This is a genomic window from Blautia sp. JLR.GB0024 (assembly GCF_037000545.1).
Classification (GTDB): domain Bacteria; phylum Bacillota; class Clostridia; order Lachnospirales; family Lachnospiraceae; genus Blautia; species Blautia celeris.
In genome coordinates this window covers 363,904-381,926 of record NZ_JBANBF010000001.1, presented here as the reverse complement: position 1 = coordinate 381,926, position 18,023 = coordinate 363,904, and the positions used below count along the sequence as shown (strand labels likewise).

12 protein-coding genes and 2 pseudogenes are annotated in these 18,023 nt (G+C 39.8%); 1 reads left to right on the top strand and 13 read right to left on the bottom strand.

The annotated features are described in order from the left end of the window. Positions 1–13: 13 nt before the first annotated feature. The 4 genes and pseudogenes from V8Q34_RS01700 to V8Q34_RS27475 all read right to left on the bottom strand — a co-directional run. Positions 14–1,438, bottom strand: coding sequence for a YfcC family protein (locus tag V8Q34_RS01700; RefSeq protein WP_103733091.1), 1,425 nt, complete (start codon positions 1,436–1,438; stop codon positions 14–16). 15 nt (positions 1,439–1,453) lie between these two features. Next, positions 1,454–3,004 carry an amidohydrolase gene (locus tag V8Q34_RS01695; RefSeq protein WP_335834682.1) on the bottom strand — a complete coding sequence of 517 codons (1,551 nt, stop codon included), beginning with the start codon at positions 3,002–3,004 and terminating at the stop codon, positions 1,454–1,456. 224 nt (positions 3,005–3,228) lie between these two features. Then, entirely contained in the window at positions 3,229–3,690 is a 462-nt protein-coding gene (locus tag V8Q34_RS01690) for a GntR family transcriptional regulator (protein WP_335834681.1), read from the bottom strand. Between the two features lie 54 nt (positions 3,691–3,744). Continuing rightward, a pseudogene (locus tag V8Q34_RS27475) lies at positions 3,745–3,918 on the bottom strand (GntR family transcriptional regulator); the annotation flags it as partial. A 64-nt stretch (positions 3,919–3,982) separates the two neighbouring features. On the opposite strand from V8Q34_RS27475, the pseudogene V8Q34_RS01685 reads away from it, so the two are divergent. Further along, positions 3,983–4,099: pseudogene (locus V8Q34_RS01685) on the top strand (IS66 family transposase); the annotation flags it as partial. A 714-nt stretch (positions 4,100–4,813) separates the two neighbouring features. On the opposite strand, the gene V8Q34_RS01680 reads toward V8Q34_RS01685, so the two are convergent. From V8Q34_RS01680 to V8Q34_RS01640, 9 genes are all read right to left on the bottom strand, one after another. After that, on the bottom strand, positions 4,814–5,527 hold the full coding sequence (locus V8Q34_RS01680; protein WP_033140446.1) for a metallophosphoesterase family protein: 714 nt from the start codon (positions 5,525–5,527) through the stop codon (positions 4,814–4,816). A 41-nt stretch (positions 5,528–5,568) separates the two neighbouring features. Continuing rightward, positions 5,569–5,733, bottom strand: a complete 165-nt coding sequence (locus V8Q34_RS01675) for a SymE family type I addiction module toxin (RefSeq protein ID WP_103732198.1) — start codon at positions 5,731–5,733, stop codon at positions 5,569–5,571. 371 nt (positions 5,734–6,104) lie between these two features. Continuing rightward, on the bottom strand, positions 6,105–8,540 hold the full coding sequence (locus V8Q34_RS01670; RefSeq protein WP_335834899.1) for a restriction endonuclease-like protein: 2,436 nt from the start codon (positions 8,538–8,540) through the stop codon (positions 6,105–6,107). Next, entirely contained in the window at positions 8,515–10,284 is a 1,770-nt protein-coding gene (locus V8Q34_RS01665) for an McrB family protein (RefSeq protein WP_052099248.1), read from the bottom strand. Before V8Q34_RS01665 ends, V8Q34_RS01670 begins: the two co-directional genes overlap by 26 nt. 41 nt (positions 10,285–10,325) lie before the next feature. Next, positions 10,326–10,901 (bottom strand): hypothetical protein, encoded by a 576-nt coding sequence (locus tag V8Q34_RS01660; protein ID WP_033140448.1) that lies wholly within the window; start codon positions 10,899–10,901, stop codon positions 10,326–10,328. Positions 10,902–10,905: 4 nt separating this feature from the next. After that, complete coding sequence (locus tag V8Q34_RS01655) at positions 10,906–14,163, bottom strand: helicase-related protein (RefSeq protein ID WP_335834680.1); 3,258 nt, start codon at positions 14,161–14,163, stop codon at positions 10,906–10,908. Positions 14,164–14,166: 3 nt separating this feature from the next. Continuing rightward, entirely contained in the window at positions 14,167–14,817 is a 651-nt protein-coding gene (locus V8Q34_RS01650; protein WP_033140450.1) for an adenosylcobinamide amidohydrolase, read from the bottom strand. Between the two features lie 3 nt (positions 14,818–14,820). Further along, positions 14,821–16,296, bottom strand: coding sequence for an ATP-binding protein (locus V8Q34_RS01645; protein WP_033140451.1), 1,476 nt, complete (start codon positions 16,294–16,296; stop codon positions 14,821–14,823). A 172-nt stretch (positions 16,297–16,468) separates the two neighbouring features. Then, positions 16,469–18,016, bottom strand: a complete 1,548-nt coding sequence (locus V8Q34_RS01640) for a MutH/Sau3AI family endonuclease (RefSeq protein WP_033140452.1) — start codon at positions 18,014–18,016, stop codon at positions 16,469–16,471. Positions 18,017–18,023 lie beyond the last annotated feature (7 nt).

Sequence of the window (18,023 nt, the reverse complement as noted above, 5' to 3'; positions counted from 1 at the left end):
GATATATCATAATTTAAAGGCCTGCTGATATTGTACAGAATGCAATTGCAAGTACTGCAAGAATAATCCATACTTTCCAGATTGTCTTCCACCACTGTGCAAAGGAAACCCGGCACACCGCAAGTCCTGCCACTGTTGTTCCCGCTACAGGGCTCAGCAGATTCGTAAGCTGATTTCCGTACTGCAGTGCTGTAACTGCCGCCTCCGGATTTACGCCGTGAAGATCGCAAAGCGGTGCCAGAATCGGAATAGAAAGTGCAGCCAGTCCTGAAGAGGACGGAACAAGCAGTGTCAGCAGAGACTGAACCACATAGAGTACAGCTGCAAATACAACGTTATTCGAATTTGCCACCAGATTACTCAAAGCATTCAGAATCGTATCAATAATTTTTCCGTCCTGAGCCACTACCATAATACCGCTGCAGAAACCAATTACCATAGCGGCAAATGCGATATCCTTAACACCTGTAATAAACTCTTCCGCAATCTCTGTCTCAGTAAGTCCACCGAAGATTCCCATCAGAATCCCCATTCCAAGGAAACACATAGAAAGTTCATTCATATACCATCCAAAATTAACCAGCCCAAACACAACGATGACCATACCGATCACGAATGTTGCAAGCACCAGTTTCTGGCGAAGTGTCATATTCTGATTAAAATCAACATCTTCTCCGCCCATTTCCTTTCTCTTGTGCAGATCATCCTGAAATGTAATTGAATTTTCAGGATTTTTCTTAATTTTGATAGCACGCCATGTAACAAATGCAATGATAACTGCCATCATAATTACCCACTGGATCATACGGAAAACCAGCTGCGGATTTCCCTGAATCCCGGCAATTCCCTGTGCCACTAGCACGCAAAACGGATTCACTGTTGATGCCGCATATCCGACTGTCGCCGACAGACAGACTGTCATAAATGTAGTCATGGAATCATACCCCATTGCAAACATTATCGGCATAATCAGCAGATAGAATGGAACAAGTTCGTCCGACATACCGAATGTACTTCCTCCCAGACCGAACAGGGCCATCAGGATCGGTATGATCAGCACATCCTTTGAACCGAGTTTTTTAACAACTTTCTGAATTCCCATATTCAGCGCGTTTGTCTTTGCCATGATCTGGAACACTCCGCCAATGATAAAAACAAAAGCAAGTACCTCTACCATTGACTGAATGCCTTTTCCTGGAGCCATCAGCACCTCAGTGATTCCCTGTCGGAGACTCGTACCATCTTCTGTGATTTTTGCAACAGTATGATAGGTTCCTGCAACTGCGACTTCTCTTTCGCCTGTAGAAGTCTCCATGATCGTCCTCTCAAATTCACCGCTTGGCAGGATCCAGGTGAGGATTGCCACAACGATTATCAGGAAGAAGATCAGAGTGATTACATGAGGCATATGTATCTTGAATTTTTTCTTCTCTGCCATTACTCTCTTCTCCTTTTATTTTTTATATACCGTCTTTCCGTCCATGATTGTCATAACTACGCCTGCGCTTTTTACATTTGCAGAATCTGCGTGAAGAAAATCTCTGTCAAATACTGTAATGTCTGCAAGCTTCCCTTCTTCAAGCGTTCCGAGCTTATCTTCCATAGAAAGGTTTCTGGCTCCACCGATGGTCCATGCTTTCAGCATTTCCGATACTGTAATGGTATTTTCCGGCTGGAACGGAGTATCCAGACCATCCAGATATCCGCCGCACGAGTAATAGATTGACTCCGGCAGACTTGTGATCAGAAGAGGCAGATCCGTCGCCCCGCTTAATATCATACCAGAATCCTGCATCTTCCTGCGGTTCCAGTAATTCTTTCTTCTCTCAAATCCGATTGTTCTGCTGATATTATCAAGCAACACCTCCGCAGGATCCAGTGACATGATTTGGAAATAGAGTTCTGCTGTCACCCCCAAAGCTCCAAGTCTTTCCAGATCAACGGGATCGGTAAATTCCATGTCCGTAATGGCATGGCGGTTCTTCAACTGCTCGTCTTCCTTTTTACACTTATCATAGATCTGTGTGATCTTTCCTACTGCACCGTCTCCCTGTGCATGAAGAGACCATCTGAAATCTTCCGCATCCGCAGCAAGTACGTCCGTCTCAATCTCATCATAAAGAATATCCAGCGTGCAGGTAAACGTCTGTCCCTCATATGGCTTTTTGAGATCTCCCTTATTTGCCGCAATGGTCCCGTCCGTCATACTGTTAAATCCACTGAATCTTACCTTGTCTCCTGTAAACTTTTCTCTCATCTTTCTTGCATAAGGAAGATTCATTCTTTGTCCGACCGGCTGGGACATGAAGAAGAATCTGAGATGCAGGTCATCGGAATCTTCCATTTCCTTCAGGTAATCCGTAAATCCGTAGAAATCGTCGAACCCCATCTCCTTTACCGTTGTTACGCCCCGGGAATTCATCATTTTCATGTAGTCTGAAAATTCCTTTTCAATAAACCCACGGTCATTCAGATATTCCCTCATAATGCGGTAATAGCTTTCAGGATAACAACTCTCCGGCGTAAATCCGTAAGTCTCTCTTGCCTTCCGGTTCATAATACAGGTTGATCTGTCAGCCGCAAAAAGGATAACCGGTCTGTCCGGATACTCTGCTTCCAGCATCTTTTCACCTTCTGCCTGATTCCATTTCTCCGGAATCCAGCCATGACCCAAAATTGCGCCCTCTGACCCCTTCCCGCCCTCATAGTTCTGCAGTGTCTTCAGCCCCTGCCCATTGTCCGTCACATCAGACATATCCGCGCCGACATGAAATACTGCATATCCGGTGAAAAACGTGTGTGTGTCTGTAATCCCCGGCATAACAAATTCCTCATCAAACTGTAGGAATTCGTCTGCTTGATCTGTGATCTCCTGCGTTGGAGCCCCGGTTCCGGCTTTGACGATCACATTGTCTTTCAGACATATATAACCTTCGTATGAATCGTCTCGGACGCTGTCAAACAGGTGCTTTGCAGCTATCACCTTTGAGAATTTTTTCTCCATTTCTCGTTCCCTCCTCTCTTGCTTTTGATTATATCATCTTATAACGTTATAATACAATATGACCTTTCCGGTGCATTAGAACTTTGTTAGTAATAAATATTTTTAAAATCAATTTTTTGTAGTAAATAGACAAAAAAAGAGCTTAAAAACAGCATTTCTCATTTTGAAATGTCTCGCTTATAAGCTCTTCTCACTTTCAGATATAACCTTTATAAACTACCGGTTCAGATTGAAATCCGGTATCGTCCGCCCGCTATGATCTCATAGCTGATATACAGCGGATTTTCCTCTTTATCATTGATATAACTGGTCAGAATCATAACCGGTTCACCAGTGCTCATCTTCAGATATCCCGCAATCGACTGAGGGATCATACGCACCTCCACCGTACTGCGCCCTTTCTCGGATTCCTGTACATTGTATTCCTCGCTGAGCATGCAGGTGAACGATCCGCCTTCAAGACGTTCCGCCTGCAGATCCGGCACTCGACTTACCGGTATGTAGATATGTTCATATATAATCGGCAGATCATCCGCCGACAGGACACGTTCGATATGGTACAGGCGGGAATCATCCTGAATCTTTAGAAATTCCTTCTGCCAGTTCTCCGCATCCATGACCGTGCAGGAAATGATATGAGAGGACGGCCGTCTTCCATTTGCTATACAGGCCGCGGAAAAACTCATATTGTTATCATTTTCAATCTTCCTATAAATCCGTGGTGCTTCTACAAATGTACCCTTGCCTTGACGTTTTACTAAAACTCCTTGAACACAGAGTTCTTCAATTGTTCTTCGAACAGTAATCCTACTCACTTGATAAAGTTCTGAAAGTTGAATTTCCGTAGGAATCTGATCTCCTGGCTTATAACATCCGCTCTGTATCTGTTCTTTTATTTTCTTCATTAGCTGCATATATAATGGTTGTTGTGAATTTTTATCAAGTTCCATATACAATTGTCTCCCTTATCCTATAATAAATGCAGCCGAACGTGCTATCAAAAACTTTGCAGTGGGCCGCCGCAACTGGCTGTTTTCAAAGAGTATCCGTGGGTCAGAGGCCAGCGTAGCCGTATACAGTATCACAGAAACCGCCCTTCTGTTACAATTAATGGTTTCGGATTAGCAAAGAAGTATTTATAAAATATAAATTGACTATACGCTCTTTCTCTTCCATTAAGATATGCGATGCATAATATATAATAAAATATACATAAGCATAATACAGATTGATAGAGAGCATATCTTCCTACCATTTTCGTCAACACTTGCGAAACACAAGTCCATAATCTAACCACACGTTTATATAATCAAATTTTATCACGAATAGTAATCATTCTCAATACAATTATTTTGCACTGGAAGTACTGAAAATAATTAACAAATAATCGTCATACCAGAACGCCTTTCAAAAGTTGTAAAATCCCTTCTACCATCCAAAACCTACATAAAATAAGGAAATTTAATAAAAATGGCAATTCCTGCCATGGCAGACGAATAGTATTTTTATCATGTTTGCATTTCTCCTTATATATTAGTTTTTCCTTTATTTTACGGGGGGTACCGAATTCCCCCATTTAAGGGACACTTGCATATTAAAAGAAGATATACATTTTTGCGTTATCTCTCTTGTCCTCTACAAAGAATCAAATTATGACAACTGTTGTATTCTTTCTTTATAATCCTTAATCACCACATAAATAATATTTACCCTATATGGTCTATAAAGATTGTTTTATTTAATTCCTTTGAATATATATCCATTTCACTTAAACTGATTTTCCATAGCACTTTCCTTTCTATCATTCGCTTAATTTATAGTATTAATATTTCCGCAAAATTCTTCCACATTCTGAAACATTATCTCCAGCCTATCAATCTTCTTCTCCGTATGATAATGCCCACAATACCACTTCTGATATTCCAGCTTGTCCTCTATCCCATCTAGCCATTCTTCCGTAGACTTATCTACTTTGCTCTGGTCAACGCCTGGCAGGAACACTTCCACCGGCTCATATTTCAATGGTGTAGTATGACTCAGCACCACATCCACCTTCCACCCTAGTTTATCTAACTGAGCTTCCACATACTTCTTTATTTCCTCTGATGGCTGTTCATCTTCCCACCAGCCGTAACCGTAAATCAGCCGGAACATTTTATCAATGCTGTACGCTCCACCCATGACAATCACCTGCTTCCCATCCAAATCAAACACTTCCCCGTCTTTTGCAAACAACAGATGTGGATATTTTTCTTCATAGTAAACCGTACCGCCGTGCCAGCTTTTTTCTTTATAACTGTCTATCGTATACGGTCTCTGCTCATGATTCCCATGAATGCAGAAAAGCGTAATCGACAGAGATTCCAGAAATCTTTTCTTTAAACTATCCTGTTTCTGTCCGCTGAAATTTATCCCAGCATCTCCAAGTATAATCAATATATCTTCACGACTGGTCTTTAGCCGCTCACAAAATTCTTCTATTCGTCCAAATTGTCCGTGGGTATCACCTGTTATGTATATCATTTCCAATTCCTTTCCGGATGCCCGCCCTTGGACGGCTCCCTTTATTTAACCATATCATTTCCCTCTTCAACCAGAACTGTCACCGGAGTATCCTTTGTAAATACCCCGTCCTCCAGCCATGCTCCTTTTAACATAATCGCTGGTGTCGGCTTATAATTATATCCGGACTGCTCACAGACTTTCAATGCCCATTTATCTTTCTTCATAATTTCGGCCATCCTTTCTGTATATTTCGATAACACTGCACCATTTGCACGGTATTTTAAGACTCTTACGCAGAATTCTGTCCTTAGTGATTTAAAACTTTGACCCCATTTTTCCGGAACAGCGGTTTCACCGCATCGGTATACCCATCTCTCTGAGAAGGTTCCTTCTGGATGCTTTTGTCTCCTGACTTTTACTTGAGCGAATAATATCCATATTTTCCTGTATAATACAGACATCATTCGCTACCAGAATATCCATTATTTTTCTGAGTTGTTCCTCAGTTTGAATGACTTTATCTGGGCTATTTTCAATTACGGCATTCTGCTAAGATAAGAAATTTTTCTCGTGCTTTTTAATCCATATCATAAAGCTAGCTCAATTTGCTCATGCAGCTTTGCAGCATCCTAAATGTTGCATTCGGATGCTTGTTAAATTCTACAACATTTTCACTCTTCACGATGCTTCCATCACGAATGATATGAATCATGTCACTCTCAATCAAAACTTTCGTCTCCCCAAACTCAAATGCAGTGGATCCCTCTTCATCCAAAATTCGGGGATCTGTTCGTCTCTTTAATTCTATAAAGAAACGATAATCCGCCTCATTGCGCAAACGCAGTTCTGAGTATGTCTTTGCGGTACTCAGCAGAAAATAGTTTGTATAAGCAACCGGATTAGGTCCGCTCTCTTCCATGGTAATGATTTCCGGAAGTTCATGCCATTGTAAGACTTCAAACACATGATAATCCTTAGAACTATGTTTGCTGGCTCCGGGCAACTGTGACCGTTTTCTCTGACTGTAAGATATGAGTTCTCCGTAGTACCGAATACCGGAGCCTTTTTCATATAGCGCTACATACCGTATTGGCAGGTTCACTTTATCAAATCGACGAGTCCAGTACAACTTAGATTTCAGGAACAGCTGCAGGTGGTCCGAATCTGTAACAAGACCAATCAGCACATCTCTCTTATTCCAATCTACAGTACAAATACGCTCCTCCATACCTGCAGGAAGAGTCGCTCTTTCAAACGCTGACTCGGGTGAATCCGTAATCAGATCGTCCAGCAACTTTGTAACAAGTGAAGTTGCACTTGGAAGAAACGGCAAACCGCCAATGTTGACACTTTCTATGCTTCGGTAAAACCTATGATTCTTATATACTTCCTCCTCTGCATATGGAAACAAAATATAAGCGCCGAACATAGTTTTCTCAAAAGTAAATCTGGAATCCGGATTCTCATAAACAATAGAATCACGATAACGATGCATCGTATTGATATCATCCACTTTGGGACCTGGTTTGGTATCCGGATAAAATGAGCTGTCTGGATTCATTTCAATGCGGTACTTCGCATCAAAAACATATTTATAGGCATTCTTCGATCCTCGTTTTTCAAGTTCAAGAACATTATCCGGACGCTGATGCACTGTCTGAGTCTTTGCCTCAGAAGGATTGTAGGTAAGATAGAACCTTTCATCGATTTGGGTATTTACGAATGTTATCTTCGAAGGCTTTCCCTTGACCAAATCTACTGTGACCCCCTTCCGATCAACCTTGATAATATCCGGTGATTTCAATTCATATCGCTCTTTCAGAATGGCATAAAGCTTAATGAAACACCAATATTCATAGAGCTGCGCAGTTTCTCTTACAGACATTCGGAAGATGTCGCCACCAACAGAAATGCCATTCTGTAGCATCAGATAATACTTGTACAGTTCACGATAACCGGGAGCCATACCGAATACAAGTGACATACTTTGTGCTGCACTGTACTCAGATACATCCGCCAGAAACGAAGAGGCAAGAATACGCTGCAGTTCTCGCTTTATTCTGTATGCCTTATCCAAAATCGACCGCTCAGGTTTTTGGGTGCTCTTGATATATCTTTTCAGGAAATCATCAATGTGTCGTATGGTGGAACGCAACATGAACTTGACCAAACGGTTTTCCTGTGTATCATAGGTAATCTGCTTGCGCACAGAAAGCACACGCTCCGCCAGAATTCTTGTCCCCCCCTTTCTTATGTATTCAGGATGCTTCTGTAGCCACTTTTCAGAGTTTGAATCTGTTCTCCGTGCTTTATAATGCGGAACGACTTCGTGGATCGTTACCAGTTTGTGATGGGGAACAGCAACGATTCGATTTACCGACTGAAGATATTTGCTGCATATTGTTTCTAAAACAGTAAAAAATACGGCCGACACCTCGTTCTTTTTATGGTTCGGAACGAACACTTGATAAGTCTTCTTCATAAAGTCGAGGACACTTTCACTGATCAGGTCATTAATGTCCGCCATCATTTCTTGATAATCCTCTTTATAATTGACCTTAGTGGGATAGACTTCTATCCGAATGGAAATTACTGTCTTATTATTTGCAGCTACATTGAAATCGCAAAAACCGACATTGTTTCCGAAATTAATAACTCCGGACAATAATGATGCATCATCGTCAAGCACCCGGCAAATTCGTTCTTCAATTAGATTGCTGTTACTAAAGAATTCAAGCGCTTCTCCATTTCGAGCTTTTATGGTGACAACATAATCGGTCTGCTCAAAGAATAACGGTTTTACTTTGAATTCATGCACCGCCATTCCTTCATGGTCAAAATATTCCTCTGACATTTCCTGTACAGGAACACTGATTCGTTTTATATCTGAAGCAACGACTTTCAGGGAAGAAGACGCATCACCGTTTACCACAGCACCTGCATTCTGCTTCCCTTTCGTTTTTATTACTATATCAACATACGCTGTTCGGACCTCTAATAACTTATCAGAGCCAGTAGGAAGTGAAACCATCGTCTTCAAACCTCGTCATCATATATCCAATCTTCTTTGCGCTTTCCGGATATTTTGCAGTATATGCCATAACTCGCATCTGCTCGCCAACATTACCTGTATCTGCATCAATTCCGGAAGCAGAACCACTACAGAACTTAAAGAGATCGATCAATAAAGTTTTAACTGTAAAAGAACTGCCCTGAATCCTCGGCAGGATTTTCTGCATGATCTGGTTATCCATTGCCTGATTATATGTAAGCAGTTCTCCTGCCTTCTTATTATTCAGCATATAGAAAACAATCTCATCACGTACACGGAAGCCTACATTAGCATTTGCCTTGGCAAGAAACTTGTTCATTTCCTGAAGTTCCACGCAAACCTTCTGTACAAAATCTTCTTCCTCTGCACAATCAATAGCCAGAATCAGATACTCTGTGCACAGGAAGCTGTTAGATAATGCCTGTGGTTCAACTGTACCAACTGTACGTTTTTGTGGAATCAGATCCACATAGTTGAATTCTATGGTATTGGCACGATCCAGGACTTTCTTGCTGAATGGGAAGGTCGTTTCATCCATATTGACGGTACCGACAACATAAAGGTTATCCGGAATTCCACCTTCATACTGTGCTATGCCTTCTGTTTTGATTCTACCCTCACTCTTATAACGAGACTCGATAACTGACAAAAAATCACTCAGATAATACTCCACACGTGCCAAGTTCATCTCATCGAAACAAAGAAATACGGGCTTGTCTGGATTTTCAACAGCTGCATCAAAAGCACTGCAGACAGGACCCTGAATAAAGTGACCGTTAAGGTCTGTATGTCCGAAAAGGTCACTGCCATCGCTCCAGTCCGGCCGCACAGATACAAGCCTATAGTCAGCTCCGATGGCTTCCGCAAAGAGTTTTACCAAACGAGTCTTTCCAGTACCGGAAGTACCGGCAAGAATAACAAAAGGCTTGCTCTTCAAACTGAGGTAGAAGTTTTCAACCATGCCATCAGGGTAATCGAATCCTCGATTAAAAATATAATTTTTAATTTCAGTAACTGCCTCCTTCGAGCTAACAATAGACTTCAGACCAGGCATAGGCTTCTCTCCTTCCTTTGACTTTGGTTTTGAAGGTTGATGTAACTCGAAAAGTTCATCATAATAACTAACCAACTTTTCTGCTGCACCTAGCAGAGACTTACACAGAGCGGCATCGTTAGTGTAATCATCTTCAGTAATAATGTAGGAAATCTGAACCTTTTTTAGCTTCATAGCCTTTACTACAGTGTTATCGCGTTCATCCAATATACGAAATTCAGATTCGTTATTGCCTCCAGACACATATACGAGCATTGGATCAAGCGGGACATTAAGTAAGCCTGCATAAGTTGTAATATCGCTTGTAGAAGCAGCTGCCATTGCTAATTCAATGCTCAGACGAAACCGGAGAAAATCGTTTCCTTTTTCAGCAAATAACGACATGCTGATTTGGCTATCTTTATGCTCTTTGCGCTTCATTTGACACCATAAATAGCTTACATAAGTGCCGCTATTTTGCCATTGCGTAACCTTGTCATGTTCAAACGAACATGATTTCTCAATGATTTCCACTAGCTCTGTAAATTGCGCTCTTGCAAATTTTCCAGCCTCACTTCCAGAAACCATATAGTCCCGCTCTTCATTTGAAGAGCATTTATCAAGCTTCTTATATTGATTTCCTCCATATTTTTTTAAAAATGACAAGATTTTCAGATAGTTATCAACCATTTTGCGGTACCTCAAGTTCTAATTTTAAATTATATAGTCAATCATTGTCTAGTTGGTATGGTCAAATCTCGATACCGTTCTTTTTTCAATTCAGCCTCAACATCTTTCGACGCACTAGTAAGCGGTGTAAGCTCTCCAATCAACAAAGGAATATCCAATGCCCCATAAAGAGACAGAATCTCCTTCTCCAATTTTTCAAACGAAACGATTGCTGCTGCATCATTAGGTGAGATAATATTCAGTGTCTTTCTATTAGCGGCAAGAATCACAGCTTGTTCAATGCCTTCCTTCTTACAAACTTTCAAAGCGTCCAAAATATCAGACCCTAGACTCATCTGATGTCTGAAAGTAACCCTAATCCATGTTTTTTCTTTTATGAAATAACCCGAATCGCCATCCCATCCATGATAGTTAAAACGTTCAACCAAAATCTCATTCAAATAACGCTGCATTCCTTTAGGAGCACTCTTTCCAGCTTTGATTTTTGCATCTCGCTCAGCTGAAAAACGAACAGAAGCATCTTTCCATACATTGCTACTGATTATTTCTAATGCTTCAGATGTTTCATCTGTTAGTGTTGGTTTTGTCCATGGAGGAGCAAGTAATCGAGTTTTCATAAAATCACATCCTTCTCAAAGCCCAAAATTCCGGGCATTTTTCTAGTTCAGTATCCACGCTATAGCTTAAATCCAAGTTTTTACTATTAGGCAACATAATAGGCCTCCCCTGAAGTTCATCACTTGTACTAAGCTCTTTATCCAAAAGAAACTCTGTTATTGATTCATGCTTGATCAGAATCTGATTTCCGCCATCTTTAATCGCAAAAGCGATATCTTTTCCATGCTCATCCTGAAGGATTTCTATTCTAGAATCAGTAAAATCTATGAATTTCCATGGTATTGATGTGAGAGAAATACTCTCTTGCATACCGTCTTTAGCCGTCAGGTCAACTATCGTACCATCTGGCATCTCATATTGAACAATAATTCCATCTAGTAATTTTCCGCGAACAGGAAATATGTTATTGCACAGTGAAATCAGATTTTCTCGCATTCTGCTTGTCACAGTTACAGCCGATGTTTGTGACCATAATTCTTCCAGCGCACGTCTTTGAACAGAGTTACGAATCTCTTTTAACTCTGCTATTCCCGTAGCATCCTCATCCTTATCTTCTATAACGGCATCGCGAATCTCAGTTGCAACGATTTCTGGAAATTCTCCTATAGCCAAATTTGTCTCTTCGAGACGTCGCTGTATTCGATGGTACATCCGTGCCTCTATACTATTAGGATACCAAACATTATAAACATCAACTTTCTCAGACACTTGACCAAGTCTTGCAATACGACCAATTCTCTGCTCTAATCTAGCCGGAGTCCAAGGCACATCGACATTGATCAACACACGAGCTGCTTGCAGATTTAAGCCTTCAGATGCTGCATCCGAGCAAAATACGACCTTCATTCGTCCGGAGAACAAAAATTTTTTTATTTCAGTTTTACTGCATAGTGTTTCTGTACCGTTTTCAACAATTATAGATTTGTCACCGGTATAGATGCCGTAAGCATACTTGCTGTTAGCTCCAATACGAGCAAATTCGTGTAATAACGCATCGACAGTGTCTGTATATCTTGAAAATAAAAGAACTTTATCATCCTTCTCCAAACACCTGAGCGCGATTTGAATTGAACGCACGATCTTCAAATCGCCAGAAGCCTTCAAAAGGGTATCCACTTCTTTTAGCAACGATGATAGCGCTGTTGTTTCGATGCCAACACTCCTACGTAGAGCCACCACATCTAAATCTCCACAATCAATTTCATCTGTACCTTCAAAATCAATATTCAGCAAATCATCCAATTCAATATCGTCTGAACTTGAAAGGATACCGAATGACTGGCCAAGTGTAGAGAACTTTTTCAGATGCTCATCTAATTTGTCCTTTAGCTTGGTGATTTTTTCGTATCTACGTTCTAAACTCTTTTTACAGGATAAGAGAGAAGAAGCCATTCTCTGTTGATAACTAACTCGTACAAATCCTATTGACCTAAATTGGTCCGGGTATAAGACTTGCTCAACCTGAAAACAATCATTCGTTAAATACTGATCTAGTTTTATGTAAAACAACTGAACTCGCTCGGAATCAGTAACAGATTCTTCAATAAGATTTCTGGTTGGAAACTTGTATCCAACATTTGATAATGCTCTACGAGTATTTCTGACTGTCAGCAAATGAGCCGGATGAAGTTTGATGAATGCAGGCCTGAGTATATTCCAGTTGTTTTGCACCATTTTACCCAGTTCGTATTGATCCGCAGTATCCTTGATATCAACTATCTTCTCAACTGCAATCGTTTCTTCTTTTGTAAGACGGCTCATATCTGGTTTCATCGACGAAATTGTACTGAGAAGTAGCTTTGCAACACTGGCCGCATCTGAAATATCTGGTGTCTCAGCAATCGCGATAACTTTTAATGAAGTTGTATAATTACGTGGTTTTTGCCAAATTTTAGGCAACCCCAGTAATTTTAATATGGCATGATATTCACTTGCTTCTTTTTGCATAGGTGTAGCTGTGGCAAGTATAAGATGTGGAATCTTTCGAACCACGCTTTCTAACATAGAATACATGCGAGTCTTCTGTGAAGTTCCTGCAATAGATTTGCTTATACGCGCAGAATGAGCTTCATCAAGAATCAATAAATCAGGCAAAACGCATCCAGGTTGTGAAAATAGGTCCTTATTTTTTCCACTACCGCGAGCAAACTGTGCTGACATAAGTACAATACCTGGAGCCCTCTTCCCTAATGGATTGTCAGTACCAATACCGATGCTCTTACCAAAGCAGTCATAGTATGCCTTAGAGCTAGAATTATACAAATATGCATTTATGTGAAAGTGTTCAAAGAGTTCGTCTTGCCACTGTTTCAAAACTGATTTAGGCGTTAAAATGACTACTCTCTTGATGCCGCAATATTTTACAAGAAAGTTCATCGTTGCAGCGACTTCAAACGTTTTGCCGAGTCCCACTTCATCAGAAAATAATACACGCACAGGCCACCTTGAAAGAGCGTCAATCACAGCTCTTTCCTGATGCATATATAGTGCTGGAATATCTCCTGAAACAAAGTAATTAGCGAGCATTTTAGAAGCCGCAGAAAGAATTTCAGCAGAACCATGGCAAACTTCAACACCAGACTTAAGTGAAACATAGTCCTTACCCAACGCCTCTTTAATCATTTCTGCAGTATCTTCTGTAATATCTAATACGTCCGCTTCTTCATGTTTATTGTTCCAAAGCGTTTCAAAAAAATCCTGCTGCGTTTTCACTGCATCCCGTGCTAGCCAAGAAGTAGCGACCATTAGCTGCTCAAAATTTCCCCCAAGCCCACTACCGGTCTCATTCGGACTTCCAACAGCGACCAGTGTATCTTTATCATCTGAAAGAATTAGCGTTTTCGGGTGAAAAATACCATCACCATTAACAGCAGCAGCCTTAATTTCGAGCAACTGATCTTCAACCATCCAAGCGATAGTAGCTAATCGCTTTTTCTTCAAAGAATCCGAAATGGAATTTATTCCTTTTTTAACTTCTTCACGTACTGAAGCAATCTGCTTTGTCAAATATTCTCGTCGCAAGGATGCTTCAACAAATTCTGCAGGTACGCTATGAATCCCTATAATGAGACGCATTCTTCCTTGTTTCTGATATAACGCTTCGATTCCCTGAGAAATTGCCAGCAGAGACTCAACTGTATAAAAACTTGTTACCCTGTCATAATGTACTGATTCGCCAATGGCAGGTAATAAAAAATCTTTTAAAATCAGTTCACCTCTACCGGCATAGCTCAGTTGGATATTGATTTCTTTTAATCCCATAACTTATTTCCCAATTGCGTCCAAGATTCTGTCGCATATCTCTTCATCACCGTCTATACTGTTGCGCTTAATAGCACCCTTTGAAGACAGGTTCTCCAAAATTTTTAATACGATATCTATCTGCTTTCCAGAAAGAGTTTTTCCGCGTTTTTTCTGAGTCACAACACTTTTAAAAAATTTATTCTCCCACTCAGAAAGTGCATTGAAATCCTGTCCCTTTTTAAGTGCATGTGCCAAATCAGCTCCAGTCAACATTCCCACCATTTGTTCTTTAGTAAGTCCTGCAATTTCCATCATTTGCTGATAAACAAACTCACTATGCGATGTACCATTATTTGAATGTGAATCCTTACTATTCAATAATGCATTTAATGCCTGTCTCGCCTCTTCATAACTAGCGTTCGCTATCAGTGCCCATGTAGTTTTTGGCGGCTCAGCCTTAGAAATCAATTCAATAAGTTCTTCATCTAAAGCACCCAAAGATAATAGCGCGTCCAATTCAGAAGGTGTTGCTTTAACAAACGCAGCTGCAGTAGAAAGATCCAAACCCACAGCATAAAACGCTTCTGAGATTTCGATGATTTTCTGTCCTAAATCTACATCTACGGAATTCCAAAGGTCTTTGATTTTCTCAAGAGCTTGATATTTATCCACAGCTTATTTCATCCCTTCCGTGCGTTTAACTACCCATTCATTTCGAATTTTCAGGGCCTTGGACGCATCATAACTAAGTTTTTCCACAAGTAATCTATAAATAGCATCAGATGTTGCAAGTACTTTCTTTACATCGTCATCAACCTTCTTCTTCCATAAAGGGTGATTCTTAAACAGTAGCACCTGCAATTCTGCAGTATCGTCATCATCACTTTCAGCAAAAATATAGTCAAATGGTGCATGTATACTGCTTCCACTCTCTTTTTCAAGATAAGTAATGATAATTTCTCCTTCATCTTCCAAAGTCAGAGCCTCTTCAGTAACGATATTCTTGATGGTATCATTGATACTTGGCTTCTCGTCTCTTTCACCTTTCTTTGTAGAAGGTTTTTTTTCACCAAAATCCTCCTCACTCACTTCACCATCAACCTCATAATCGTCACGCAGCGTATTAACTATTTTCTTAAGCTCGCTCGGATTATTAATATTTCCTTTTTTGCTCACATTATTTGATGCCGTAACAATACCTTTCAAGTATTCTTTCATATGAGCGGCAACGAACATCCAGTCTTCTGATTGCTGAATACCCTGCTTATAGAAAGTTGCATCCAAAAAGTCCATATTAACTTCACCAATAATTCGGCTTGTCATCAGATGTGCTCTAAACCAAGTCTTGTCGTATTTTTCTACTAGCTGATTATGTCTATAAATATTAAATCCATAAAAACCGTTGTTATGAGTCTGAGAATCCAATGCCATCCAGCCAGTAATATGATATTTGTCTTCCGGCCCAAAAATCTCATCAATTTCGACTTTTGTTCCTTTAATGAAATTATATTTGATTGGCTCCGCATCATTAGTACCAGATTCATCAATAATGGTGATTCTATCGCCATGATCTAGATGAGCCTTAAAAGCTTCTCCCATGTAAGCTAGTATTGCACTTACCATAGGGTTTTTATTTTTTAATCTGCTTATAACAAAAGCAGTTCCATGTCCAGCTGCGCCTAAAGGGGAATTTTCAGAAGGCAGGAAATCTTCAATTTCCACGTCCCATGCATCTGACCCGGCTGGTCGTGTTCCGTAATCATTAATATCAAACGACGTATAATATTCGACATTCCCATCTACTGGTCTGGTATAGATTTCATAATAATTACCAAGGGTTGAACAGGATGTCTTAAAACCCATTCCGAAATGGCCTTTTGCACCTTCTCCTCTTTCAATATATCTAGACATATCTTCGGCAATACATACCGCTTTTTCCAGAATGGAAAATTCCATACCTTTTCCGTTATCAATGACAGTGATGCTTCCATTTCGCACGTCGATGGTTATTGCAAGTTTTTCATCCTGATAACGGGCGTCAAAGCAATTTGCAACCAATTCTCCAATGGCCTCAGGAGTCGTTTGATTTGTTGCACCAATTGTTTCCATCAAACGTGGAGAAGGATAATTTTTCACAATACGCTTGCCCATTTATCACACCTCATTTAAATAATCTTCTGTTTCTATTGATACGATATCATCCTGATGAACATCCAAGATACACGCCAGTTTAAATCTTCAATAGTCTGCACAGCTTGCCATAATTTCTTTGCAAGAAGATGCCTCATCCGTGTCATTATAATTTGGATGCTTCATAGCTTATTTAGCCTTTTTGGTGTTCTCCTAAATATTTCATCTTATTCAGTAGTTCTACAACATAAGTTCCTTTAACCCAATAATTTTGTCGGAGCATTTTTAAGCCATTAACGATCACTTTATCAGTCGCATCTTTTCCTGTTCCACGAAAAAAAATCACATTATCCAATGCTTTTGGAAGATTTGTTTGTAACATCTCAATTCCTGTTTTAGCTGTATAACGAACAGATCCATCTTTTCTCCTCATAACTGTTACTGTTAATTCACCCGTTTGTACTAAACGTTTTGCTTCTTCCCAGGATGCTCTTACCGATGACATAATTTCATCTGTCCCCAATTCCAAGATTTTGAACCCCTCAAAGGTATTCTCACCATAAATAACCTGAGTGATCATTTTCTTTCCATCGGGGCCTACTATCATTCTCGGATGTTCTTGGAATACTGGACACAACAATCTGTAATCATTAAAAAAGCTATAAACATCTGTATCTTCAAATTTTTTTTGTTCTCCATCTATAATTTGAAAATCAGAAAAATCCAAAGGACATGCAGACAATTTCAAGTCTTCTGTCCTTCCTCCATTTTTATTTAAAACAACGATCTGCCCATTTAATCCAAACTTCGCAAGCTGCTCAATCTGAGAAATCTTTTTAGTTCCTCCAAACATTTTTGCAATAATTTTCTCACCGGCTTGTTTACAACTAATGTTATTATCCACACCAAACTCACGACATAACTCATTTAATGTCATACCTTTATATCGTCTTGTATATTCTATACACTCCTTTTCGACATCATTTATACCAAAATAATGACGGTCAGATCTTTCATATGTATTATTGATTGAACTCTGTACGATAACCGTAACAAACCTTGCTCTAAAACGAAACCTAGGTGCATTAGGATATTTCGGAGATGTATCCAAATACTCCAAATTCTTATTCACAACTGTAGAAAGATTAGGATATTCTTTTTTTCTGCTTTCTTTATCTGGATATCTTTTATGAATATCAGCAATAAAATCATGTACTTTTTGCCAATCACTTGCTATAATCACTTTATCATCATCAGTACAATTATAGAAATAGAAATTCTTTACTTGAAAATCCTTATACCCTGCTGCTTTTACCGTCATCTTCGATAGATAATGATAATAAACAAATAAAATCCTCTGTGATTTATGCCAAAATTTAGATGTTTCAAAAGTCTCTTGTTCTATCGTAGGTATAGATACGGCGGTAATACTGCAAGGCTCTTTCGCATACCATAAACCGCGCGATTTTTCCTGAATACCGATAGTCTTTAACTCTACATCTTCATTGTCCACATTCAAATCCGGTATCTGTTTATTATTTGCCTTATATCCAAACACAGACTGTTCAATTACATCTCCGGCAATACCTGTCACCTTTGGATTCATAACTGTCTTATCAAAAACTCGATTGATATCCAGCTCTTCAAGTGTTTTACCTATGGTAGGAATTAGGATTCCATATACCTGTTCTTTAGTATAATGTGGAATCTCTTCCTGCAGATTTATTTCACGAATACCCATATTCTAT